Here is a 21,011-nt window from a genome sequence, read left to right as displayed (position 1 = left end):
GCTCCCTAGTCGGTGGGCCAGACGGGGAGCGGGCGCACGGCTTCGCGCAGGGCCGCCGCGATCGACCGGAACTCGTCCAGGCGGGCGGTGCCGGTACGCATGGCCAGGGCGATCCGCCGCGACGGGGCCGGCTCGGCGAAGTACCCGGTGGACAGGTACTCGTTGCGCGCGGTCTCCAGCCGCAGCGCGGTGCGCGGCAGCAGGGTGACGCCCAGGCCTCCCGCGACCAGCTGCACGAGCGTGGACAGGCCCGCGGCGGTCGTGGTGACGTCGGCTCCGGTCGTGCGCCCGGCCTCCCGGCAGATGTCCAGGGCCTGGTCGCGCAGGCAGTGCCCCTCGTCCAGCAGGAGCAGCTGCAGGTCGCGCAGTTCGTCGAGGGGGATGTCCCGGCGCCCGGCCAGCGCGTGCTCGCGCGGCGCGAGCAGGACGAAGTCCTCGTCGAAGAGGGGGAGTTCCGTCACGCCCGGGACCCCGAGCGGCACCGCGAGCAGGAGCAGGTCCAGGCGCCCGGCGGCCAGCCCGTCCAGCAGTGAGGCGGTCTGCTCCTCGTGCACCTGGAGGTCCATGCGCGGGTAGCGCCGGTGGAACAGCCCGAGGACGGTGGGCAGCAGGTAGGGGGCCACCGTGGGGATCACCCCGAGCCGCAGGACCCCGGTGAAGGGGGCACGGACCGCCTCGGCCTCCTCCAGCAGCCCGCCGACGGCGTCGAGCACCACCTGCGCACGGCCGGCGATCCGCTCGCCCGCCGGGGAGAGCAGCACCTTGCGCGTGGTGCGCTCCAGCAGCTGCACGCCGAGCGCCTCCTCCAGGGCGGAGACGGCGCCGGACAGCGCGGGCTGGCTCATGCCGATGGCCGCGGCGGCGTCCCGGAAGTGCAGGTGCTCGGCGACCGCCGCGAACGCACGCAGCTGCGCGAGCGTCGGCTGCTTCGCTCCCCTATTACCGACAGCCACTGATAGGTACCTCCGATCACCCACGACAAGACTAGCTATTTCCGCAATCAATGCAGGCTGTGCCAGCATGTGAGACACGTCCAACCCATCGGAAAGCCCCCAAAAGGGGTCTCTTCCCCTCCCTCAAGGAGAGCGCGTGCTCACTGTTGGTGACAAGTTCCCCGCCTTCGACCTGACCGCCTGTGTCTCGCTCGAGGCCGGATCCGAGTTCGCGCAGATCGACCACAAGACCTACGAGGGCAAGTGGAAGGTCGTCTTCGCGTGGCCGCTCGACTTCACCTTCGTGTGCCCGACCGAGATCGCCGCCTTCGGCAAGCTGAACGACGAGTTCGCCGACCGTGACGCCCAGGTCCTCGGCTTCTCCCTCGACTCCGAGTACGTGCACCACGCCTGGCGCAAGGACCACGCCGACCTGCGTGACCTGCCTTTCCCGATGATGTCGGACATCAAGCGCGAGCTCTCCGCCGAGCTGGGCATCCTGGGCGAGGACGGCCTGCCGATGCGCGCCGTCTTCATCGTGGACCCGAACAACGAGATCCAGTTCTCGATGGTGACCGCCGGTTCCGTGGGCCGTAACCCCAAGGAGGTCCTGCGGGTCCTCGACGCCCTGCAGACCGACGAGCTGTGCCCCTGCAACTGGAACAAGGGCGAGGCCACCATCGACGCCGGCGCGCTGCTGGCCGGTGAGTGACGGATGTCCCTCGACTCCCTGAAGTCGCAGGTCCCGGACTTCGCCAAGGACCTGAAGCTGAACCTCGGTTCGGTCATCGGCAACAGCGACCTGCCGCAGCAGCAGCTGTGGGGCACCGTCCTGTCCTGCGCGATCGCCGCCCGCTCCCCGCGCGTCCTGCGTGAGCTGGAGCCCGAGGCGAAGGCGAACCTGTCGGCCGAGGCGTACACCGCCGCCAAGTCCGCCGCCGCGGTCATGGCGATGAACAACGTCTTCTACCGCACCCGGCACCTGCTCTCCGACCCGGAGTACGGCACGCTGCGCGCGGGCCTGCGGATGAACGTCATCGGCAACCCGGGCGTGGAGAAGGTGGACTTCGAGCTGTGGTCGCTCGCGGTCTCCGCGATCAACGGCTGCGGCCAGTGCCTGGACTCGCACGAGCAGGTCCTGCGCAAGGCGGGCGTCGACCGCGAGGTCATCCAGGAGGCCTTCAAGATCGCTTCGGTGATCCAGGCCGTGGCCGTCACCCTCGACGCCGAGGCGGCCATCGCGGGCGAGTGACACCGCCCCGCGTGCACGCGCTCCAGGGCCCCGCGACCGTAACCGGTCGCGGGGCCCCGGTCGTTCAGTCCGTGCGCAGGTCGGCCATCAGGGCCCGCGCGTCCTCGGCCACCGCCGCGATCAGGGTCTCCCGGTCGGGCCGCGCCGAGGGCTTCGCCTCCGGATCGGAGGCGTCCGAGGCCTCGTCGTAGAACATCACCTCGAAGGTGAACACCGCGCCGCCGTCCCGCACCCGCAGGTGGACCCCGTCATCGGCGCCGGCCGCGTTGACCAGGGCCTCCTCCCCCAGCCCGGGCACCGACTCCCACGGCTCCAAGACGCCGCCGAGCAGGCGGTCGTACGAGGAGCCGACGGCGAACTCGGGCCCCGGGTCGCTCTTGCGGTGCAGCTCCACCAGGGCCGCGACGAAGAACCCGCCGGACCCGTCCGGTCCCTCGCCGTCGCGGCTGCACGACGCCCAGTCCAGGGCGGGGTGCCGGTCGCCCTTCACCGGGGCGGCGTCGGAGAAACCGCCCAGGGCCTCGGACAGGGCCACGGCCGGAAAGCGTGCGCACAGGTCGTCGACGACCCGGTAGCGGACCTCGGGGTCCCCGCCCCGGTCCCCGAAGGCCTGGAGCCCGCCCGCCCAGAGCGCGGACGTGACCACGACGGCTCCCGCCACCCACCACCAGGGCGGACGGTGCGCGCGGGGCCGTTCCCCGGCACCCCCGGTCTCCCCTGTCTCCCCGGTCTCCTCGTCCTCCCCCGCGGCCCGTGCGGCCCCGGCCGGGCGCGCCGGCTGCCACTCGCCGTCGAGCTCGGGCTCGCTGATCACCGCGTCCGCTCCTTCAGGTCCGCCATCAGTCTGCGGGTGTCGTCGATCAGGGCCTTGCGCAGCACCGCGGGGTCCGCAGCGGGCACGCCGTCGTTGTTGACGAAGCCGGACGCCCGGACGGTGAACACCGCGCCGCCGTCCAGCACCTTGAGCATCGAGGCCGCGCCGTGGGCCTCCCGGGTGACGAAGGCGCGTTCTCCCAGCCCCGGCACCGGTTCGGAGTCCGGGGCGGCGCCGCCGATCCCCTCCCCGAGGGCCGGTACGTCGAACTCGGCCTCGGGATCGGTCTTCTTGTGCAGGTCGACGTGGGCCCGTACGACGAGGGTCGAGACCTCCTGGCCGCTCTGCAGGAGGCACACGGCCCCGTCCACGGCGTGGTGGCCGCTCTCCTGGTTCACCTTCGGGTTGCGGTGCAGGTCCCCCGCGATCCGGCCGAGCGCCTCGGCCTTGAAGTCCTGGCACAGGTTCTTCGTCGCGCGGTACGACAGCGGCGGCGCGGCCAGCCGGTCGCCGAAGGCGTACAGGCCGACCGCCCAGAGCACCGAGACGGCCGCGGCCGTCAGCAGGACCCACACCCACGGCGGACGTGCGCCGCGGGAGCGCTCGGCCTCCTCGTGGCCGGCCCCGTGCGGGCCGGCCCGTTCCCCCTCCCACCCCTGTTCCCCGTCGAGCTCGGGTTCTCCGATCACTCTCCGCCCCCCCTTTTCCCCTGTCGTGGGCGCCCGTCGGGCCCCGTCCTCTCCTACGGCTCCCGGTCCGGGACCTGGCTCAGCGGCGTCGACCCGTGCGGGCCCGGGCCGATCATGCCGACGCCGAGGTGGTGCTGGTCGCGCGAGTACGCCTTCAGGTAGCCCACCACCGTGTTGGTGACGGCCACCAGCGGTACGGCCACCACGGCACCGCCGATGCCCGCGATCATCCCGCCGGCGGCGACCGACAGCACCACCGCGAGCGGGTGCACCCGGACGGCCCGGCCGAGGATGAAGGGCTGGAGCACGTGGCCCTCGATCTGCTGCACCGCCAGGACCACCAGCAGGGTCATCAGGGCGGTGAACACCCCCTGTGTCACGAGCGCCACCACCACGGCGAGGGCGCCCGAGATCACCGCGCCGACCAGCGGGATGAAGGCGAAGAGGAAGATGAAGACGGCCAGCGGGACCGCCATCGGGACGTCCAGGAAGTACAGCCCGAGGCCGATGAAGATGGCGTCGATGAGCGCGACGATGACCGTGCCGCGGACGTACGCGGTCAGCGTGCGCCAGGCGCGCGGGCCGGCCCCGGCGACTCCGGCGCGGGCGGCGGCCGGGACCAGGCCGAGGGCCCAGGTCCAGATGCGCTTTCCGTCGTAGAGCAGGAACAGCGTCGAGAACATCGCGAGCAGAATGCCCGTCAGCACCTCGACGAGCACGGTCACGCCCTGCAGACCGGCGGAGGTGATCTGCTCGGTGTTGGTGCCGATGGTCTCGCTGAGGTTCTTCGCGATGTCGTTGATCTGCTTCTCGGTCACGTGGAACGGACTGTCCAGCGCCCAGAGCTTGAGCTCGTTGATGCCGTCGCGGACCCGGTCGGAGAGGTCGTCGAGGTTGTCCATCACCTGCCAGACGACGAACCAGCCCACGAGGCCGATGACCACGAAGCCGAGGATCGCCGTGACGGCCGTGGCCAGCCCGCGCGGCAGCCCCAGCCGGCGCAGCCGGACGACGAAGGGCTGGAGCATCGCGGTGACGAGCATCGCGGCGGCGAAGGCGAGGACGACCAGGCGGACTTCGCTGATCACCTTCATCAGCACCCAGAGCATCCCGGCGAGCAGCAGCAGCCGCCAGCTCGCCTCCGCGGCGACGCGCATCCCCCAGGGGACGACGCTCGCCGGGTCCGGGCGCACGGGGACCGCGGGTGCGGAGACCCGCGGGGGTCCCTGCGGCGGCATGGGGACCGTCTGGGCGGCCTGGGCCTCCTCCACGGCCTGCGGGGTCCCTTCGGACGTCCCGCGGCGCGGCGGCAGGTCGCCGCTGGTCTCGGCCTCCACCTCGGCCCGGCGTTCGTTGAGCCGCGCCTCCACGGCGCTCAGTCTGCTGCCCAGCCGGCCGAGCCAGCCTTCCCGCTTCGTCATTTCTGCTTCCTTCCCCCGTTCCCCCGTTCTACCGGGCACCTCGAAAGACCGTACACGCGGGAAGCCCCGCACCGTCGAACGGTGCGGGGCTTCCCGGAGCCGGGCAGGGGTGCCGCGCGTGGCGCGGCGGGCCCGTCAGTACCAGCCGTTGGCCTGGTGGAAGGTCCACGCGGCGCAGGGGCTGCCGTAGCGGTCCTCCATGTAGTTGAGGCCCCACTTGATCTGCGTGGCCGGGTTGGTGCGCCAGTCGGCACCGGCCGAAGCCATCTTCGAACCGGGGAGCGCCTGGACCAGGCCGTACGCGCCCGAGGACTTGTTGACGGCCAGGTAGTTCCAGGTGGATTCCTGGTTGATGATCTTCGAGAAGCACTGGAACTGGCTCGCCGGGACCATCTGCTGGGCGATGGCCTTGACCTGGGCGACCGTGTAGGACGCCTGGACCGGGAAGTCGCCGGAGTCGCGGGCGGACCGGCTGGCGGCCTGCTCCTTCTCCTCGCGCTCCTTCTTCGCCTTGGCCTCGGCGTCGGCCTTCTCCTTCTCGGCCTCCGCCTTCTTGGACTTGGCGTCCTCGGCGGCCTGGACGCGGGCGGCCTCCTCGGCCGAGCGCTTGGCGTCGGTCTCGGCGGCGTGGGTGATCGCGTCGGCCTGCTGCGTCAGGGAGGCGCTCTGCACCTGCGCCTGGTCGCCGACCGGGATGTCGGCGAGGAGAGTCGCGCCGGACGCGGTCGTTTCGAGATCGTTCGTGGGGTCGCCGGTGGCAACGCCCACGACTGCGCCGACGGTGGTGACCGCGGTGGCCGAAGCCACTGCGAACCCCCGGACCGAGATCCGGCTCACACGGTGTCCTTCCAGCAGCGTCCGCAGTGACCGCGCGGGCGCAAGAGTGCCCTCGACACTGGCCTCCGTGGTTCTACGGTCACTGGAGGCGCGGGCCCGTGGGCAACTCCCCTGCGGGGGCTGCCGCGTGAATCTCCGGGCGACATACGGCCATCGGTTCTGGAGTTGTGGTGCTGCGCGTACCTCACGGGAGATACAGGAGTGCCGTATGCGGGGCCTGACGGAAACCAGACTCTGCCGGACCTCGACGCCGCAAGGCAATTCTCCGTTGCGTGTGAAAGGTCACACCTGGCCTGTCGCCGCCGATTTGGCGAAAGGGCTGTGCAGCGCGACGCCGCCCGGCTAGGCTCTCGGGCCTTTGCCGGGCGGCGTCAACTCACCTTCCCGCTATGAGGTTTTTGACCGTTTGTGTCGCCCTCCGGGTCAGAGGGTCTCCAGCATCTCCGTGACCAGCGCGGCGATCGGGGAGCGCTCGGAACGCGTCAGCGTGATGTGCGCGAAGAGCGGATGCCCCTTCAGCTTCTCGACCACGGCGACCACTCCGTCGTACCGCCCGACCCTGAGGTTGTCCCGCTGGGCGACGTCGTGGGTCAGGACCACCCGGGAGTTCGCGCCGATCCGGGACAGGACCGTCAGCAGGACGTTCCGTTCCAGCGACTGCGCCTCGTCCACGATCACGAAGGCGTCGTGCAGCGAACGGCCCCGGATGTGCGTGAGCGGCAGGACCTCCAGCATCCCGCGGTTCAGGACCTCCTCGATGACCTCGCGCCCGGCGACCGACGAGAGCGTGTCGAAGACCGCCTGCGCCCAGGGGCTCATCTTCTCGGAGGCGTCCCCGGGCAGGTAGCCCAGGTCCTGCCCGCCCACGGCGTACAGCGGCCGGAAGACCATCACCTTCTGGTGCTGCCTGCGCTCCAGCACGGCCTCCAGGCCCGCGCAGAGCGCCAGGGCGGACTTGCCGGTGCCCGCCCGGCCGCCCATCGAGATGATCCCGATCTCGGGGTCGAGCAGCAGGTCCAGCGCGATGCGCTGCTCGGCGCTGCGCCCGTGCAGGCCGAAGGCCTCCCGGTCGCCCCGTACGAGCCGGACGTCGCCGTCCGCCGTGACCCGGCCGAGCGCCTTGCCGCGCTCGGACTGCAGGACCAGTCCGGTGTGCACGGGCAGTTCGGCGGTCTCGGGGACGTGGATCCGCTCCTCCGAGTAGAGGAGGTCCACCTGCTCGCCGGAGAGGGCGACCTCGCTCATGCCGGTCCAGCCGGCATCGGTGATGGCGAGCTCGGCCCGGTACTCCTCGGCGATCAGCCCCACGGAGGAGGCCTTGATGCGCAGCGGGAGATCCTTCGAGACCACCGTGACGTCGTAGCCCTCGGCCTGGAGGTTGCGCGCGACCGCGAGGATCCGCGAGTCGTTGTCCCCCAGTCGGAAGCCGGCGGGCAGGACGCCCGGGTCGGAGTGGTTGAGCTCGACGCGCAGGGTGCCGCCCAGATCGCCCAGCGGGATGGGGGCGTCGAGGCGGCCGTTGCGAACCCGGAAGTCGTCGAGCAGGCGGAGGGCCTGGCGCGCGAAGTAGCCGAGTTCGGGATGGTGCCGCTTGGCCTCCAGCTCGGTGATCACCACGATCGGGAGCACGACCTCGTGCTCGTCGAAGCGGGAGATCGCGTTGGGGTCTGCCAGCAGGACGCTGGTGTCGAGGACGTAGGTCCGCCTGTCTGACAGGCGGCGCTTTGTGCTGGTCACCACGGAAGGACGTACCCCCTCGGAAGAGGTCGGGCCATGAAGACCGGACCGGTCATCGGCACCCATGCCAGGGCCGATTTCCGGCCCTCCACTGCGTCCGTGCGAACCGCACGTGCGTCCTGGTGCAAAGGGCCTCCCGGGCGGACGGCCCCATGCCGTCCGCTGAGACTCGACACCCGTGGATCGGGCATCGACCTGAAAGGGATATTCCCCGATCAGGCCAGGACATGCCATGGCATATGACGGACGCTCGGTGAACCCCTGGTGAAGGCTTCGAGGGGAGGGTGGCGCGGGGCCGGTGGGGTGTCCTTCCGGCCACACGGGAGTGACCGAGGAGGGATCAGGTGCCGTAGCGCCGGTGGCGGGCGGCGTAGTCGCGCAGCGCCCGCAGGAAGTCGACCTTGCGGAAGGCCGGCCAGAAGACCTCGCAGAAGTAGTACTCGGAGTGCGCGCTCTGCCAGAGCATGAAGCCGGACAGCCGCTGCTCGCCGCTGGTGCGGATCACCAGGTCCGGGTCGGGCTGGCCGCGGGTGTAGAGGTGCTCCGCGATGTGGTCGATGTCGAGGATCTCGGCGAGCTCCTCGAAGGAGGTGCCCTTCTGGGCGTGCTCCAGCAGCAGCGAGCGGACCGCGTCGGCGATCTCCTGGCGGCCGCCGTAGCCGACGGCGACGTTGACGAGTATCCCGTCGACGTCGTGGGTGGCCTGCTCGGCCTCCTTGAGGACCGTCTGCGTGCCGGTGGGAAGGATGTCGAGGTTGCCCACGTGGTGGACGCGCCAGCGGCCGTCCGCGGCGAGGCCCCGCACGGTGTTCTCGATGATGTTGAGCAGGGGGCGGAGCTCGACCTCGGGCCGGTCCAGGTTGTCCGTGGAGAGCATCCACAGGGTGACGACCTCGACGTCGGTCTCGGTGCACCAGCCGAGCATCTCGGAGATCTTGTCGGCTCCGGCCTGGTGGCCCTGCTCGGTCGTCCCTCCGGACGCCTTGGCCCAGCGGCGGTTGCCGTCCAGGATCACGCCGATGTGCTTGGGCGCCGCGTCGTGGTCGATGCGGCCCTCCACCCGGCGTGCATAGAGCCTGTACACCAGGTCGCGCAGCTTCACGATCTTCCAGCCCCTCCGTGCCTTGCCCCCGTGCGAATTGCGGTCCCCCGAGAGCGCCACATTACTGCGCGCCGGGATCGGGTACCCAACTCGGTCTGTCACAACTCCGTGATAGGGAGGACAACGTGACTGATACCAATCCCTATCGGGCGGAGCCCTCGCGGTACGACTCCATGGAGTACCGCCGCACCGGCCACAGCGGCCTCAAGCTTCCCGCCATCTCCCTCGGCCTCTGGCACAACTTCGGTGACGACAGGACGCTGGAATCCCAGCGGGCGATCCTGCGCCGCGCCTTCGACCTCGGCGTCACCCACTTCGACCTCGCGAACAACTACGGGCCGCCCCCGGGATCCGCCGAGCTGAATTTCGGCAAGATCTTCGCGCAGGACTTCGCGTCCCACCGGGAGGAGCTCGTCCTCTCGACCAAGGCCGGCTACCTGATGCACCCGGGCCCCTACGGTGAGTGGGGCAGCCGCAAGTACCTGCTCGGCTCGCTCGACGCCTCGCTGAAGCGGATGGGCGTGGACTACGTCGACATCTTCTACTCCCACCGCTTCGACCCGCAGACCCCGCTGGAGGAGACCATGGGCGCGCTCGCGTCCGCGGTCCAGCAGGGCAAGGCGCTGTACGTGGGCGTCTCCTCCTACACGGCGGAGCAGACCGTGGAGGCCGTCCGGATCCTGCGCGGGATGGGCGTGCGCCCGCTGATCCACCAGCCCTCGTACTCCATGATCAACCGCTGGACGGAGGAGGACGGGCTGCTGGACGCCCTGGAGGACGCCGGCATGGGCTGCATCTCCTTCGCCCCGCTCGCGCAGGGCCTGCTGACCGACAAGTACCTCAAGGGCATCCCGGCCGACTCGCGCGCCGCCCAGGGCAAGTCCCTCAACCCGGACCTGCTCTCGGACGACGTGCTCCGGCGGCTCGTCGGACTGAACGAGATCGCCGCCCGGCGCGGCCAGTCCCTCGCCCAGCTGGCGCTCTCCTGGGTCCTGCGCGACGAGCGGATGACCTCCGCCCTGATCGGTGCCTCGAGCGTCCGGCAGCTGGAGCAGAACGTGGCCGCTCTGGCCGGAGCGCCGCTGTCCGAGGCCGAGTTGAAGGAGATCGACTCCTTCGCCGTGTCGACGCCCGGCACCAACATCTGGGCGCAGCGCGGCTGACCTGCGCGTTTACCGCGGAGCCGGTCCGAGGGGCGGGGAAATGAAAAACGGGCCGGTCCGTGGGGGGGATACGGACCGGCCCGAGGGGGGGGTTCCACCATAACCCTTCGTAAAGCATGATGCGTGCATCGGCGCACCATGATTACGCTCCGAAACCACCCAGCAGCACTCCGGTGAGGGCTCCGGCCGCCATGAAGGGGCCGAAGGCGAAGCCCTGGCGCATGCCCCCGGACCTCAGCAGAACCGTCGCGAGGCCGTACAGGGCGCCGTAGACGAGGCCGAGGTAGGCCCCGGCCACCCATACCCCCCACCCGTACCACCCAAGAGCGACCCCCAGGGAGAGCGCCAGCTTGACGTCGCCGCGCCCCATCCCGGCGGGGTTGATCAGGTGGAGTACGGAGTACGCCGCTCCCAGAGCTCCCCCGCCGAGCAGGGCGAGCAGCCAGGACCCGGCCGCACCCGGCAGCAGCGCGGCCGCGCCGAGCAGGGCCGCGACGCCGGCGGCGAGCGGCAGGGTCAGCACGTCCGGCAGCCGGTGCACGTCCCGGTCGACGAGGGCGAGCAGGACCAGGAGCGGCGCGAGCCCCGCGTACGCCACGACCTCGGGCCGGGCCCCGACACCGGCCCCCAGCAGGGCGCAGACCCCGGCGGTGAGGACGGCCGTGGCCGCGGCCCGCCTCCCGTAGCCGTGGGCGGGCGGCGCACCGGGCGGCGGTGCACCGGGCGGCCGACAGCGGGCCGGGCCCAGCCAGCCGCGCAGCACGTGCCCGTCCGGGCAGTGTGCGCGCCAGGCGTTCCCCGGCTCGACGGACAGCCGGTAGGCGGCGCGCGGCAGCAGCATCCCGGCGGCCGCGCCGTACCCGGCGGCGAGGACGATCACGAGCAGACCCATCCGGCGACCGTAGGGCGTCCCCTAGGGTGGCCGCCATGGCCCACTGGCATGACGGTCCCGCGGTGCTGCGGATCGGCGCGGACCCGGGGGTGACCCCGCGGGAGGTCCCGTGCGAGGTCGCGCGCGAGGTCCCGTGCGAGGTCCCGCTGGAGATCGCCGCCTCGTACCGTGCGCGGACGCGCGGACTGCTCGGACGGGACGGCATCGCCGGGGCGATGCTGCTGACCCCGGCCGCGAGCGTGCACACCTTCGGCATGCGCTTCGCGATCGACGTGGCCCACCTGGACCGCGGCCTGCGGGTGCTCTCGGTGGTCACGATGCGCCCGGGCCGGATCGGCCTGCCGAGGCCGCGCGCCCGGCACGTCCTGGAGGCGGCGGCCGGGTCCATGGCGGGCTGGGGGCTGGCGGCGGGGGCCGTGGTGGAAGTGGACCTTTCCGGGCGTCTCACCGGCGGCTAGGAGTTGCCGTGTCCCCGCAGTAGGTTGGGGCGGCTGAGCTGGGGCAACTGGGGAGCGGCATGACGGAGAACGCGCGGATCAAGGCGCTGGAGCAGATCATGCCCGCGACCCACGGCGCCGACGAGGACATCGACTGGCCCGCGGCGGAGGCGTTCTGGGGGACCCGGTTCCCGGCCGACTTCGTCGCCTTCATGGGGCGGTTCGGCGCGGGCTCCATCAACGGCGAGGCGAGCATCCTGCTGCCGCTGCCCAAGCCCGGTCTCCAGTGGGACCCGGCCGGGATGGCGGAGGAGACCGACAACGCCCGCCAGGCTTGGGAGGCGGAGGGCGGCCGGGCCGCCTTCGACGTGGACCCCGAGTCGATCATCGCCTGGGGGGTCACGGGCGGCGCGGACATCCTGTGCTGGCTCACCTCCGACCCCGACCCCGACCGGTGGCCCGTCCTGGTGTGCGGCCGGCACACCGCCGACTCCTTCGCCGTGTACCCGTACGGCATGGCCGAGTTCCTCCACCGGCTCTGCTCCGACGAGTTCGACGTGAGCCCCGTCGGCATCACCTTCTGGGACGGCGGCCACCTCAGCTTCGTGCACTGGCGCAAGGCCCAGCGCCGCTGGCAGGAGGGCCGCAATCCCGAGACGGGCGAGCCCGACCCGTACGCCGGCGAATTCGCCGACTGACCCCCGGCACGCGCGACCGACCCGACCGACCCGACCGAAGCCCGTTCCCCGACCGGAACGGGCTTTTCGGCATGCCGGCGAATCTACGCGCGTCCACATTTCCGTCGCACATCGGAAAACACAATGCGGAAAAGCGCCCTTTGGAGCATTGCCCACAAGTGGCGCCCCCGTGGAACGAACCCGACCCCCCTCGGGAGAGAATTCCGGCCAACGGGCCATCGAGGGACACCTCTGCCCGGAGCAACTCATAAGTAACAACGGGATCCAAAAGAATTTCAGGGGAATACACCCGTGCAACGAAATATCTTCGGCGCGACCTCCACCACGGTCGTGCTCGGTCTGCTCATACCTCTGGCCGGATGTGGCGGCTCCGATGACGGCCCAGGTGGCGAGGGCACGCTGCGGCTGGTCGCCGCCGAATACGGCGACAGCGCGGCCACCAGTTCCAATCCCTACTGGGAGAAGCTGGCGGCCGATTTCAGCGAGCAGAATCCGGGAATCAAGGTCGAGGTCACCCTCCTGCCGTGGGCCGACATCGACAGCGAGGTCACGCGCATGGTGAAGGCCGGCAAGGCCCCCGACGTCGCGCTCATGGGTTCCTACTCGGACTTCGCCGCACGGGGCGAGCTCTATCCCGCGGACGAACTCCTGTCGATCACCGCGGAGGCGAATTTCCTCCAGCCGCTCGCCGATGCCGGTTCGGTCGGCAGCACCCTCTACGGCCTGCCTTTCGTCGCGAGCAGCCGCCTGATGTTCTACAACAAGGGCCTCCTCGACAAGGCGGGCGTCAAGACGCCGCCCAAGACCTGGTCCGAGCTGAAGGCGGCCTCCAAGGCCCTCAAGGACAAGGGCGTGAAGTACCCGTTCGCCCTGCCCCTGGGCCCCGAGGAGGCGCACGCCGAGGCCATGATCTGGGAGCTGAGCAACGGCGGCGGCTACGCCGACAGCAGCGGCAACTACAACCTGGCCTCCGAGCAGAACATCGAGACCTGGCGGTGGGTCAAGGAGAACATGGTCGACACCGGGTTCACCGGCCCGACCGCGCCGTCCCGGACCAACCGCGCGGACGCCTTCGCCGCGTTCCTCCAGGGCGACGTCGGCATGCTCAACGGCTACCCGTCGCTCGCCCACGAGGCCCGCGCCAAGGGGATCGAGGTCGGGACCGTCTCCATGCCCGTCTCGGACGACCTCGGCACCGGGGAGACCCCGCCCGCCGTCGGCGTGGCCGACTGGATGATGGCCTTCCGGCAGAACGGCCGGCGCGCCGAGATCGGCAAGTTCCTGGACTTCGTCTACCAGGACAAGAACCTGTCGGAGTTCGCCAACCGCTACCACCTGCTGCCGTCGACGGTCACCGCTTCGCGCACCCCGGCCGGCGGCGGGCTGGACAAGAACGACCAGCAGTTCCTGAACGCGCTGCGCGGCGCCCAGCTCTACCCGGTCAACGACCCGTCCTGGGTGACCGTCAGCGACACCATCAAGCGCAACATCGGACGGGCCGTCGAACCGGCCGGCGACCCCAAGGCCGTCCTGGAGGACATCGCCTCCCAGGCGGGCCAGGCCGCCAGGAAGCAGCGCTGAAGTCCCCGCCGACACGGGACCTTCGACCCGGGCCGCAGACCACCCCGTGCGGCACCATGGGCCCGACGGCACTTGATCCAAGGCCACGGCCCCGTCGCCCGCCGAGCACTCACGAGGTGCGCGGGGCGACCGGCCCCCGACGGGCCCCCTGCCGCGTCGGCCCTCCCGGCGTCAGCCCTGCCGGCCGTGCTGCGACGAGAACGCCGTCCGGTACTGACCGCAGTCGGAGTTCCAGGGCAGCGAGCCCGTGAGCGTGCCGTAGCCGGTGCGCGTCACCGACCACTCCACCGTGTACTCGCCGGTGTCGCAGGCGATCCGCTTGTCCCCGGCGACCTTCTCCCGCCCCGTCGCGGCCTTGCCCTCCAGCTCCCGGCGGACCTCCGCGACCTTCGCACCGCCGCTGCCGCCCTTGCGCAGGACGGCGTGCACGACGATCGGGTGCGTACCCTCCTTGACCGTCACCGCCCTCTTCAGCACGGTCGAGTCCGAGACCGACCAGGCGAACTCGTACGACGGCAGCCACCGCAGCGTCTCGGGGTCGCCGGACTTCCGCTCGACGTCCGGGGCGGCCGGGTGGCCCGGGCGGGTGACCTTGTCGTACTGCACGCCGGGGTGGAAGCGGAACTGCCCCTCCACCTTGTGCATGTCGTCGGCGGTCCACATCGACTTCATGGTCTTCTCGCCGCCGGCCGGGTCCTGGAGGTACGTCCCCCCGGCGGCGGTGGCCGGCTGGCCGAGGACGGGGGCGAGGGCCGCGGCGGCGAGGGCGAGAGCGGCGGTGCGGGTGCGCTTCATGCCCGGCCCAACGGGGGCCCGCGGCGTGCCGGAACGACGCCGCCCGCCCTTTCACCCGTACGGGAGCGGCGGGGGCGGCCCGGCCGCGGCGGGGCCGCCCTCGCGCGGCTCAGGCCTGGCCGGTCTCGAAACGGCTGATCCGGCCGCCGCCCGGGGCGATGGTGAAACGCCACGCGGTGCGCATCTCGCCCCAGGTGTCGTTGCGGTAGTCGACGACCAGGGCGCGGCCGCCGTCGGACTCGGACACCACGTCCATGTGCCCCCGGGAGTCGAAGATCTCACGGTCGACCCAGTCGTGGAGGTCGCGGTCGGAGCCGTCGTCGGACATGGTCGCGTCGGCGGTCAGCAGCGCCAGGAAGGCGTCCCTGTCGTGCGCGTTGACGGCGGCGACGAGGGCGCCGACGACGGGGTCGGACAGTTTGCCGGGGGCGATGGCCACGGGAGCCTCCTGGTCGGGCGTGTGTTCGTGCCCGACCAGGGAACTACGCGCACGGCGCCCCGTCGTCGACCCTCACCCGTTCGAGCGGCGGACGGCGTGTCCGGGCGGGGCGGTTCACGGGGCGCCGGGGGCGGTGCGGACCGGGAAGCCCGTCGGCCGGCCCTGCTCCTCCAGCCGGTCCAGCACCCGGTCGAGGGCCTCGACCGTCTGGGAGCGGTTGCCCCCGCCGTCGTGGAGGAGGACGGTCGGGCCGTTGCGCGTGCCGCGCTCGACGGCGTCGACGATGGCGGCCACGCCCGGCTTCTCGAAGTCCTTGGTGTCGACGTTCCAGCCCAGCGGGCGCATGCCGTGCGCCGCGGCGATGCGCCGGCTGTCGGGGGTGAAGGCCCCGCCGGGGGCCCGGTAGTACGCGACCTCGGCGCCGCCGGAGGCCGCCTCGATGAGCCTCTTCGCGTCCAGGATCTGCCGCTCCTGGTAGGGGACCGGCTTGCGGTCCATGGCGGTGTCGTGGTCCATGGTGTGGTCGCAGAGCCGGTGTCCGGCCGCGACCACCGCGCGGACCAGATCCGGGTGGGCCTCGGCCTGCGGGCCGACCATGCAGAAGACGGCCTTGGCGCCGTGCCGTGCCAGCACGTCCAGGACCCGGGGCGTCCAGCGGGGGTCGGGACCGTCGTCGATGGTGATGTTGACCGCGTCCGCGCCGTCCTCCGAGGCGTGGGCGATGCCCTCGGGTATCGCCCGGGGCGCGCGCCCCCGGTCCCCCTCGCCGGCGCCGTGCGCACCGGGGACCTGCCGGTCCGCGGCCGCCCCGCCCGGCTCCGCGAGGACGGCCACCCCCCACACCGTCGCCGCCACGGCGACGGCCGAGGCCACGACGGCCGCTCCCGCCCTGAGGCCCTTCTTGTGCGCGCGCGCCGAGAAACCCATGAACCGTCCACTCCCCATCCGCCGTACGAGCGCCTCTGTGGATCAAGACGCCCAAAACCGCACAGAAGTTCCAGTCAAATAACCCCCAAAGCCAACGCATGGGATTCTCCGCCCTGTTGGGACCGAAGGGACTTTTGCCCTTGCGGTCCGGGCCGTCGCCCCTGCCTCGGCCGTGACGACCCGTCGCGCACGAAGGCCCGGCCCCGGCGGACCGATGTGGTCTGCCGAGGCCGGGCCTTGGTACGGAGGGCCGGTGCGCGACGGGTCAGTGCGTGACGGGCTGCTGCGCCGTGGGGGCCGCCGGCCTGCCGACGGACGGCGCCCCGTCCGCGGAGTCGTCGGCCGCGTCGGCGGCGTCGGTGCTCGTCTCGGCGGGCGCCGGACCGGCGCCCCGGAGCGGGACCTCCTTGACGAACCAGGCCGCCAGGAAGCCCAGTACGGCCACGGCCGCGCCGAGCAGGAACGCCGAGTGCGTACCGGCGGCCACCGCGTGCTGGTACGCCTCGCGCACGGCCTCCGGGAGCTTGGCCAGGCTCGCCGCGTCCAACTGGGCGGAGCCCGCGGCGCCGGCAGCTTCCGGGCCCAGGCGCTCGGACATGGTGTCCGTGACGCGGGAGGTGAAGAGGGAGCCCATCAGGGCCACGCCGAAGGAGCCGCCGAGGGTGCGGAAGAGGGTGGCCGAGGAGGACGCGACGCCCATGTCCTTCATGTCGACGCTGTTCTGCGCGACCAGCATGGTGATCTGCATCAGGAAGCCGAGGCCCGCGCCGAGCACCGCCATGTAGAGCCCGGACACCAGGCGGGTGGTGCCGGTGTCCATCGTGGCGAGCAGGAACATGCCGACGACCATCAGGGCGCCGCCGACGATCGGGAAGACCTTGTACTTGCCGCTGCTGGTGGTGACGCGTCCGGCGATGAGCGAGACGAGCATCATCGAGAGCAGCATGGGCAGGAGCAGCAGGCCCGAGTTGGTGGCGGAGGCGCCCTGGACCGACTGCTGGAACAGCGGGAGGTAGAGCACGCCGCCGAACATCGCGAAGCCGACGAGGAATCCGATGACGGACATCAGGGTGAAGTTGCGGCTGCGGAAGATGTGCAGCGGCATGACCGGCTCGGCCGCCCTGGTCTCCACGTAGAGGAACGCGGCGGTCGACAGCACGCCCGTCGCGATCAGGGCGATGATCTCGGCGGAGCCCCAGGCGTACTCGGTGCCGCCCCAGGTGGTGACGAGCACGGTGGAGGTGATGGCGACGGTCAGCAGCGCCGCGCCGAGGTAGTCGATCTTCGGGCGCTGCCGTTCGGCCTGCTTGGGCAGGTGGAGCACCGCGGTGACCATGGCGAGGGCCACGGCGCCGAGGGGCAGGTTGATGTAGAAGGACCAGCGCCAGCCCATGTGGTCGGTGATGGTGCCGCCGACGAGGGGGCCGCCGATCATGGCGAGGGCCATCACGCCGGCCATCATGCCCTGGTACTTGCCGCGTTCGCGGGGCGGGATCAGGTCGCCGATGATCGCCATGACGCCGACCATCAGACCGCCGGCACCGAGGCCCTGGACCGCACGGAAGCCGATGAGCTGGCCCATGTCCTGGGCCATGCCGCTGAGGGCGGAGCCGATCAGGAAGATGACGATCGAGGTGAGGAAGGCGCCCTTGCGGCCGTACATGTCGCCGACCTTGCCCCAGATGGGCGTGGAGGCGGCCGTGGCCAGGGTGTAGGCGGTGACCACCCAGGACAGGTGCTCCAGGCCGCCGAGTTCACCGACGATGGTGGGCATGGCCGTGCCGATGATCATGTTGTCGAGCATCGCCAGCAGCATCGCGATCATGAGCGCCATGAGGACGACCCGCACGCTGCGTGGCTTCACCTCCGACGAGGTCCCCGCAGGCTTGACTGTGTCCACCATGTCCTGTCCACTCCCCTGGTACGCCTTCCGTACCGGCACTTACTTGCCGCCCGGCTAGTTCACTACACTGGGACGGTAGACCCGTAACTTGCCGGGCGTCAAGCAAGCATCCGAGGAGAGTCATGTCCAGCAGCAGTCCGCAGCGGCGCCGTGGCGACACGCGCCAGCGCATCCAGGACGTCGCACTGGAGCTCTTCGTCGAGCAGGGGTACGAGAAGACGTCACTGCGCGAGATCGCGGAACGACTGGACGTCACGAAGGCGGCGCTCTACTACCACTTCAAGACCAAGGAAGACATCATCATCAGCCTCTTCGAGGACGTGACGCGTCCCATCGACGAGCTGATCAAGTGGGCCGAGCAGCAGCCCCGCACCCTGGAGACCAAGCGCGAGGTGCTGCGCCGCTACAGCGAGGCGATGGCCGCCGGCGCCGCCCTGTACCGCTTCATGCAGGAGAACCAGGCGACGACGCGCGAGCTCAGCATCGGGGAGACCGTCAAGAAGCGGCTGTACCGCCTGGTGGAGCTGCTGCGCACGGACGACGGCCCGCTGACCGACCAGGTCCGCTGCGTCAGCGCGCTGTTCACGCTGCACGCCGGGATGATGTTCCTCCAGCACGTGGAGGGCGACCCGGAGGAGACCCGGCTGGCCGCCCTGGAGGTCGCCACGGACCTCATCACCCAGGCCCACGAGGAGTCGTAGGTCACCCCGGCCCCGGATTCCGGGCCCTGGCCGTGCGCTCCGTCAGCGGGAGCGCGTCGCGGACGCGACGAACGCGGCGAGGCCCTCGGCGTAGCGGGCCGGGCCGCTCAGGTGCGGCACGTGCCCCTCGCCCTCGAGGACCACCGCCCGCTCCCGGCCGAGCGCCCGCGCGAGCCGGTCGGCGATCGCGGCGAACCACGGCGCGCTCTCGGTCCCCCGGGTCAGCAGCAGCGGGCCGGTGTAGCCGGCGAGCGCGGCGAGGTCCACGCGGTCCCAGTCCGGGTCGTCCTGCTCGTCGGCGGCGGTCGGCGCGTTGGCGGTGAACGTGGCGCGGACCGCATCGGGCATCCTCTCCCATGCGCCCGGCCCGAAGACGATCTCCTCGACGAACCGGCGCGCACCGCCCTCCTCGTCGCCCGCCCGCACGTCCGCGAGGACTCCGTCCACGCGCGCCTGCGCCTCCCGCATCACCCGGTCGAGCCCGGGGTCGTCGCCCGCGACGACGGCGTTCAGCGGCGGTTCGTGCGCGGCGAGGCTGAGGAAGAGCTCGGGGCGGCGGGCGGCCAGGCCCAGCGCTACCGACGCGCCGAAGGAACTCGCGGCCACGTGCACCGGGGCGCCGATCATCTCGACGAGCGCGGCGAGATCGTCCTCGTCCTGCACCCGGGTGCCCCGGCCCGGGGGACGTTCGCTCAGGCTGTGGCCGCGCCGGTCGTACACGAGCACCCGGTGGTCGGCGGCGAGCCGGGGCAGGACGGCCTGCCAGGCCGTGTGGTCGGTCCAGGAGCCGTGCACCAGGACGAGGGGCTCGCCCTCACCCCGGATCTCGTGGAAGAGATCGACCCCGTTCACCCGAGCCCGCGCCATCCCGCTCCCCCGCCCCCGTGCCCCGTACCCCGCCGCGTCCGTACGGCCCCCACCCTACGACCTTGATCATCCGCCCGGCGGCCGGGCGGTGGATCAGTGGTCGGCGACGACGCCGGTGTTCTGGCAGGCGGTCAGGAGCCAGCGGCCGTCGTCCTGCCGCGCCATCACGTACAGCGGGGCGCCCTCGCTCTCCGATCCCGGGGACACGTAGCGCTGGCGCACCTTCACCGCGGCGACGTCGGGCCGGACGAACAGCGTGTGGACCACCTCGTAGGTGACCTCGCCGTCCCACTCGGCGGCGGGCAGCACCTTCCGGGTGAACGCGGCGATCGCGTCCAGGCCGATGAGCACCTTGCCGTGGGCCGTCGTCCAGACGGCGTCCGAGTGGAAGAGCGCGAGGAACTCCTCGGGGTCCTTGTGCCGCTGGGAGTGCTCGACGACTGCGACGACGCGTTCGATGGCGGCGAGGTCCGCGGTGCGGGCGGAGTCGGCGTCGCCGTCGGCGGAGTGCGTGGTGGTGGCGGAGTGCGTGGTGGTGGCGGGTTCTGTGGTGGTCATGCGGACCACGGTGCTACCTCAAGCTCGGTCGAGGTCAAGAGCCGCGGGGGAAGGTGATCTCGACTCGGCGGTTCTTCTTGCGGCCCTCCTCGGTGCTGTTGTCCGCGATCGGATAGTCCTCGCTGTATCCGCGCACGTCGAACACGACGCTCGGGTTCGTCACCGTCTTGGCCAGCTCCGCGTGCACGGCGTCGGCGCGCTTCTTCGACAGCTCCTTGCCGTGCTCGTAGCTGCCCTGGTCGTCGGTGAAGCCGAACACCCGGATGCGGGTCGCCTTCGACTGGTTGATCTCGTTGCCGATGGCCTGGATCCGGGCGGCGGCCTGCGCGTTGAACACCGCGCTGTCCTCGGGGAAGAGCACCTCGGACTGCAGCGCCATCATCACGGTCTGGTTGGTCTCCTGACGGCGCTGCTCACCGCCGATGTCCTCGACCACCTCGACCAGGTCCAGCACCTTGGGGGGCGCGAGGGTGCCGCCCTGCGGGAGCTTGAGGCGGGGGGAGTCCTGCTTGACGGGTACGGGAGCGGCGGCGGAGGCCTCCGTCCCGGGCGGGACGGAGGGCGTGACGTCGTCGGCGTGGGCGCTGACGGCCCCGCCGAACTGGACGCCGGCCATGACGAGACCGGCGACGGCCGCGGCTGCGGTGGTGCGATGGCGTGTGGTCATGGCGTCACCCGGAGATTTTGATGGGGGTCGCGGCAAAGGTGGGCAGGCCGAAGACGACCTCGGTGGTGCTGGTGGGGGGTGCGGGGAACTGGGCGAAGAAGGGGACGGATTCGCCGGCCTTGATCACTGTGAGACCGGTAGTGCACGCGCACCTGCCCTCGGTGTCCCTCAGGACGTAGTACCGCTTCTTGCCCGCGTTGTCGACCACGGTGGCACCGGCCACCGAAGCCGGACTCGCCGACTTCTCGTCACCACGCCACGTAGCCGTCTGCGCGAACGGTGTGGAACCCGTGTTCTTGATCTGGCCGTTTACCGTGAGATAGCCATCCTCGTCACGTGTGGCCGCATTGATCTCCATCACGATGCCCGACGGACCCTGCGATGTCGCGATCACCTCGACGGGCTTGGCGTTGCCGCCGGAAGGAGCAGCCGGCTTCTGCGAGGCGCTGCCCTGTGCCTGAGAAGCCGACGGCTTCTGCGAATCCTTCGACTTCTCGTCGCCGCCGCCACACCCGGCCAACACGAGGGTCATCGCCGCCGCAACCGCAACGGCCGCTCCCCCGCGGACCTTCGCCATCTGCCGAATGCTCATGTACGAC

23 protein-coding genes are annotated in these 21,011 nt (G+C 71.3%); 7 read left to right on the top strand and 16 right to left on the bottom strand.

Annotated features, from left to right (window positions below; translation table 11 throughout):
- Positions 1 to 5: 5 nt before the first annotated feature.
- Positions 6 to 953, bottom strand: a complete 948-nt coding sequence (locus tag ACPU2J_RS21800) for a hydrogen peroxide-inducible genes activator (protein ID WP_361590590.1) — start codon at positions 951 to 953, stop codon at positions 6 to 8.
- A 136-nt stretch (positions 954 to 1,089) separates the two neighbouring features.
- Between ACPU2J_RS21800 and ACPU2J_RS21795 the strand changes: the two genes are divergently transcribed.
- Both ACPU2J_RS21795 and ACPU2J_RS21790 read left to right on the top strand, forming a co-directional pair.
- Positions 1,090 to 1,644, top strand: coding sequence for a peroxiredoxin (locus ACPU2J_RS21795; protein ID WP_361590593.1), 555 nt, complete (start codon positions 1,090 to 1,092; stop codon positions 1,642 to 1,644).
- Positions 1,645 to 1,647: 3 nt separating this feature from the next.
- Entirely contained in the window at positions 1,648 to 2,184 is a 537-nt protein-coding gene (locus ACPU2J_RS21790; protein WP_361590596.1) for an alkyl hydroperoxide reductase, read from the top strand.
- Positions 2,185 to 2,248: 64 nt separating this feature from the next.
- Here ACPU2J_RS21790 and ACPU2J_RS21785 read toward each other — a convergent pair whose 3' ends face one another.
- The 6 genes from ACPU2J_RS21785 to ACPU2J_RS21760 all read right to left on the bottom strand — a co-directional run bounded on the left by ACPU2J_RS21785 (position 2,249) and on the right by ACPU2J_RS21760 (position 8,784).
- On the bottom strand, positions 2,249 to 2,998 hold the full coding sequence (locus ACPU2J_RS21785; RefSeq protein WP_420079755.1) for a hypothetical protein: 750 nt from the start codon (positions 2,996 to 2,998) through the stop codon (positions 2,249 to 2,251).
- Positions 2,995 to 3,687, bottom strand: coding sequence for a hypothetical protein (locus ACPU2J_RS21780; RefSeq protein ID WP_420079756.1), 693 nt, complete (start codon positions 3,685 to 3,687; stop codon positions 2,995 to 2,997). Before ACPU2J_RS21780 ends, ACPU2J_RS21785 begins: the two co-directional genes overlap by 4 nt.
- A 53-nt stretch (positions 3,688 to 3,740) precedes the next feature.
- A complete protein-coding gene (locus ACPU2J_RS21775) occupies positions 3,741 to 5,108 on the bottom strand; it encodes an AI-2E family transporter (RefSeq protein WP_399815266.1) in 1,368 nt (455 codons plus the stop codon).
- A gap of 135 nt (positions 5,109 to 5,243) precedes the next feature.
- Entirely contained in the window at positions 5,244 to 5,945 is a 702-nt protein-coding gene (locus ACPU2J_RS21770; protein ID WP_361590606.1) for a transglycosylase SLT domain-containing protein, read from the bottom strand.
- Positions 5,946 to 6,368: 423 nt separating this feature from the next.
- Positions 6,369 to 7,685 (bottom strand): PhoH family protein, encoded by a 1,317-nt coding sequence (locus ACPU2J_RS21765; protein WP_389069118.1) that lies wholly within the window; start codon positions 7,683 to 7,685, stop codon positions 6,369 to 6,371.
- Between the two features lie 337 nt (positions 7,686 to 8,022).
- Positions 8,023 to 8,784, bottom strand: coding sequence for an isoprenyl transferase (locus ACPU2J_RS21760; RefSeq protein ID WP_389069119.1), 762 nt, complete (start codon positions 8,782 to 8,784; stop codon positions 8,023 to 8,025).
- 125 nt (positions 8,785 to 8,909) lie between these two features.
- Here ACPU2J_RS21760 and mgrA point away from each other — a divergent pair, with 125 nt between their 5' ends.
- Entirely contained in the window at positions 8,910 to 9,947 is a 1,038-nt protein-coding gene (mgrA, locus tag ACPU2J_RS21755) for an L-glyceraldehyde 3-phosphate reductase (RefSeq protein ID WP_361590611.1), read from the top strand.
- Between the two features lie 142 nt (positions 9,948 to 10,089).
- Here mgrA and ACPU2J_RS21750 read toward each other — a convergent pair whose 3' ends face one another.
- Positions 10,090 to 10,839 (bottom strand): prepilin peptidase, encoded by a 750-nt coding sequence (locus ACPU2J_RS21750; protein ID WP_420079757.1) that lies wholly within the window; start codon positions 10,837 to 10,839, stop codon positions 10,090 to 10,092.
- 35 nt (positions 10,840 to 10,874) lie between these two features.
- Here ACPU2J_RS21750 and ACPU2J_RS21745 point away from each other — a divergent pair, with 35 nt between their 5' ends.
- The 3 genes from ACPU2J_RS21745 to ACPU2J_RS21735 all read left to right on the top strand — a co-directional run bounded on the left by ACPU2J_RS21745 (position 10,875) and on the right by ACPU2J_RS21735 (position 13,555).
- Entirely contained in the window at positions 10,875 to 11,297 is a 423-nt protein-coding gene (locus ACPU2J_RS21745; protein ID WP_420079758.1) for a DUF192 domain-containing protein, read from the top strand.
- Positions 11,298 to 11,356: 59 nt separating this feature from the next.
- Positions 11,357 to 11,974, top strand: coding sequence for an SMI1/KNR4 family protein (locus tag ACPU2J_RS21740; protein WP_365069822.1), 618 nt, complete (start codon positions 11,357 to 11,359; stop codon positions 11,972 to 11,974).
- Positions 11,975 to 12,265: 291 nt separating this feature from the next.
- A complete protein-coding gene (locus ACPU2J_RS21735; RefSeq protein ID WP_423833842.1) occupies positions 12,266 to 13,555 on the top strand; it encodes an ABC transporter substrate-binding protein in 1,290 nt (429 codons plus the stop codon).
- A gap of 171 nt (positions 13,556 to 13,726) precedes the next feature.
- Here ACPU2J_RS21735 and ACPU2J_RS21730 read toward each other — a convergent pair whose 3' ends face one another.
- From ACPU2J_RS21730 to ACPU2J_RS21715, 4 genes are all read right to left on the bottom strand, one after another.
- A complete protein-coding gene (locus tag ACPU2J_RS21730) occupies positions 13,727 to 14,350 on the bottom strand; it encodes a hypothetical protein (RefSeq protein ID WP_420079760.1) in 624 nt (207 codons plus the stop codon).
- 109 nt (positions 14,351 to 14,459) lie between these two features.
- Positions 14,460 to 14,789, bottom strand: a complete 330-nt coding sequence (locus tag ACPU2J_RS21725) for a nuclear transport factor 2 family protein (protein WP_361590627.1) — start codon at positions 14,787 to 14,789, stop codon at positions 14,460 to 14,462.
- A 114-nt stretch (positions 14,790 to 14,903) separates the two neighbouring features.
- A complete protein-coding gene (locus ACPU2J_RS21720) occupies positions 14,904 to 15,716 on the bottom strand; it encodes a polysaccharide deacetylase family protein (RefSeq protein WP_420079761.1) in 813 nt (270 codons plus the stop codon).
- 265 nt (positions 15,717 to 15,981) lie between these two features.
- Positions 15,982 to 17,619: an MDR family MFS transporter gene (locus ACPU2J_RS21715; protein ID WP_423833841.1), complete on the bottom strand. Its 1,638-nt coding sequence runs from the start codon at positions 17,617 to 17,619 to the stop codon at positions 15,982 to 15,984.
- A gap of 122 nt (positions 17,620 to 17,741) precedes the next feature.
- On the opposite strand from ACPU2J_RS21715, the gene ACPU2J_RS21710 reads away from it, so the two are divergent.
- On the top strand, positions 17,742 to 18,320 hold the full coding sequence (locus ACPU2J_RS21710) for a TetR/AcrR family transcriptional regulator (protein ID WP_361590635.1): 579 nt from the start codon (positions 17,742 to 17,744) through the stop codon (positions 18,318 to 18,320).
- A gap of 42 nt (positions 18,321 to 18,362) precedes the next feature.
- Here ACPU2J_RS21710 and ACPU2J_RS21705 read toward each other — a convergent pair whose 3' ends face one another.
- The 4 genes from ACPU2J_RS21705 to ACPU2J_RS21690 form a co-directional block, all read right to left on the bottom strand.
- The gene (locus tag ACPU2J_RS21705; protein WP_361590638.1) at positions 18,363 to 19,172 is read right to left on the bottom strand and encodes an alpha/beta fold hydrolase; all 810 of its coding nucleotides are present in this window, start codon (positions 19,170 to 19,172) and stop codon (positions 18,363 to 18,365) included.
- 108 nt (positions 19,173 to 19,280) lie between these two features.
- Positions 19,281 to 19,745 (bottom strand): SgcJ/EcaC family oxidoreductase, encoded by a 465-nt coding sequence (locus ACPU2J_RS21700; protein WP_420079763.1) that lies wholly within the window; start codon positions 19,743 to 19,745, stop codon positions 19,281 to 19,283.
- Positions 19,746 to 19,779: 34 nt separating this feature from the next.
- Positions 19,780 to 20,412: an OmpA family protein gene (locus tag ACPU2J_RS21695; protein WP_420079764.1), complete on the bottom strand. Its 633-nt coding sequence runs from the start codon at positions 20,410 to 20,412 to the stop codon at positions 19,780 to 19,782.
- 4 nt (positions 20,413 to 20,416) lie between these two features.
- Positions 20,417 to 21,004, bottom strand: coding sequence for a hypothetical protein (locus ACPU2J_RS21690; protein ID WP_423833840.1), 588 nt, complete (start codon positions 21,002 to 21,004; stop codon positions 20,417 to 20,419).
- Between the last annotated feature and the right edge of the window lie 7 nt (positions 21,005 to 21,011).

Source organism: Streptomyces manipurensis (assembly GCF_049570255.1).
GTDB classification, from domain to species: domain Bacteria; phylum Actinomycetota; class Actinomycetes; order Streptomycetales; family Streptomycetaceae; genus Streptomyces; species Streptomyces manipurensis.
Note: the sequence above shows the minus strand (reverse complement) of the source record. Positions and strands in the feature narration are given on the sequence as shown.

Coding starts and splice junctions, on each gene's coding strand:
- ACPU2J_RS21750 (WP_420079757.1), bottom strand. CDS start 10,839: ATGGGTCTGCTCGTGATCGTCCTCGCCGCCGGGTACGGCGCGGCCGCC.
- ACPU2J_RS21715 (WP_423833841.1), bottom strand. CDS start 17,619: ATGGTGGACACAGTCAAGCCTGCGGGGACCTCGTCGGAGGTGAAGCCA.
- ACPU2J_RS21700 (WP_420079763.1), bottom strand. CDS start 19,745: ATGACCACCACAGAACCCGCCACCACCACGCACTCCGCCACCACCACG.
- ACPU2J_RS21720 (WP_420079761.1), bottom strand. CDS start 15,716: ATGGGTTTCTCGGCGCGCGCGCACAAGAAGGGCCTCAGGGCGGGAGCG.
- ACPU2J_RS21790 (WP_361590596.1), top strand. CDS start 1,648: ATGTCCCTCGACTCCCTGAAGTCGCAGGTCCCGGACTTCGCCAAGGAC.
- ACPU2J_RS21710 (WP_361590635.1), top strand. CDS start 17,742: ATGTCCAGCAGCAGTCCGCAGCGGCGCCGTGGCGACACGCGCCAGCGC.
- ACPU2J_RS21695 (WP_420079764.1), bottom strand. CDS start 20,412: ATGACCACACGCCATCGCACCACCGCAGCCGCGGCCGTCGCCGGTCTC.
- ACPU2J_RS21775 (WP_399815266.1), bottom strand. CDS start 5,108: ATGACGAAGCGGGAAGGCTGGCTCGGCCGGCTGGGCAGCAGACTGAGC.
- ACPU2J_RS21690 (WP_423833840.1), bottom strand. CDS start 21,004: ATGAGCATTCGGCAGATGGCGAAGGTCCGCGGGGGAGCGGCCGTTGCG.
- ACPU2J_RS21740 (WP_365069822.1), top strand. CDS start 11,357: ATGACGGAGAACGCGCGGATCAAGGCGCTGGAGCAGATCATGCCCGCG.
- ACPU2J_RS21730 (WP_420079760.1), bottom strand. CDS start 14,350: ATGAAGCGCACCCGCACCGCCGCTCTCGCCCTCGCCGCCGCGGCCCTC.
- ACPU2J_RS21745 (WP_420079758.1), top strand. CDS start 10,875: ATGGCCCACTGGCATGACGGTCCCGCGGTGCTGCGGATCGGCGCGGAC.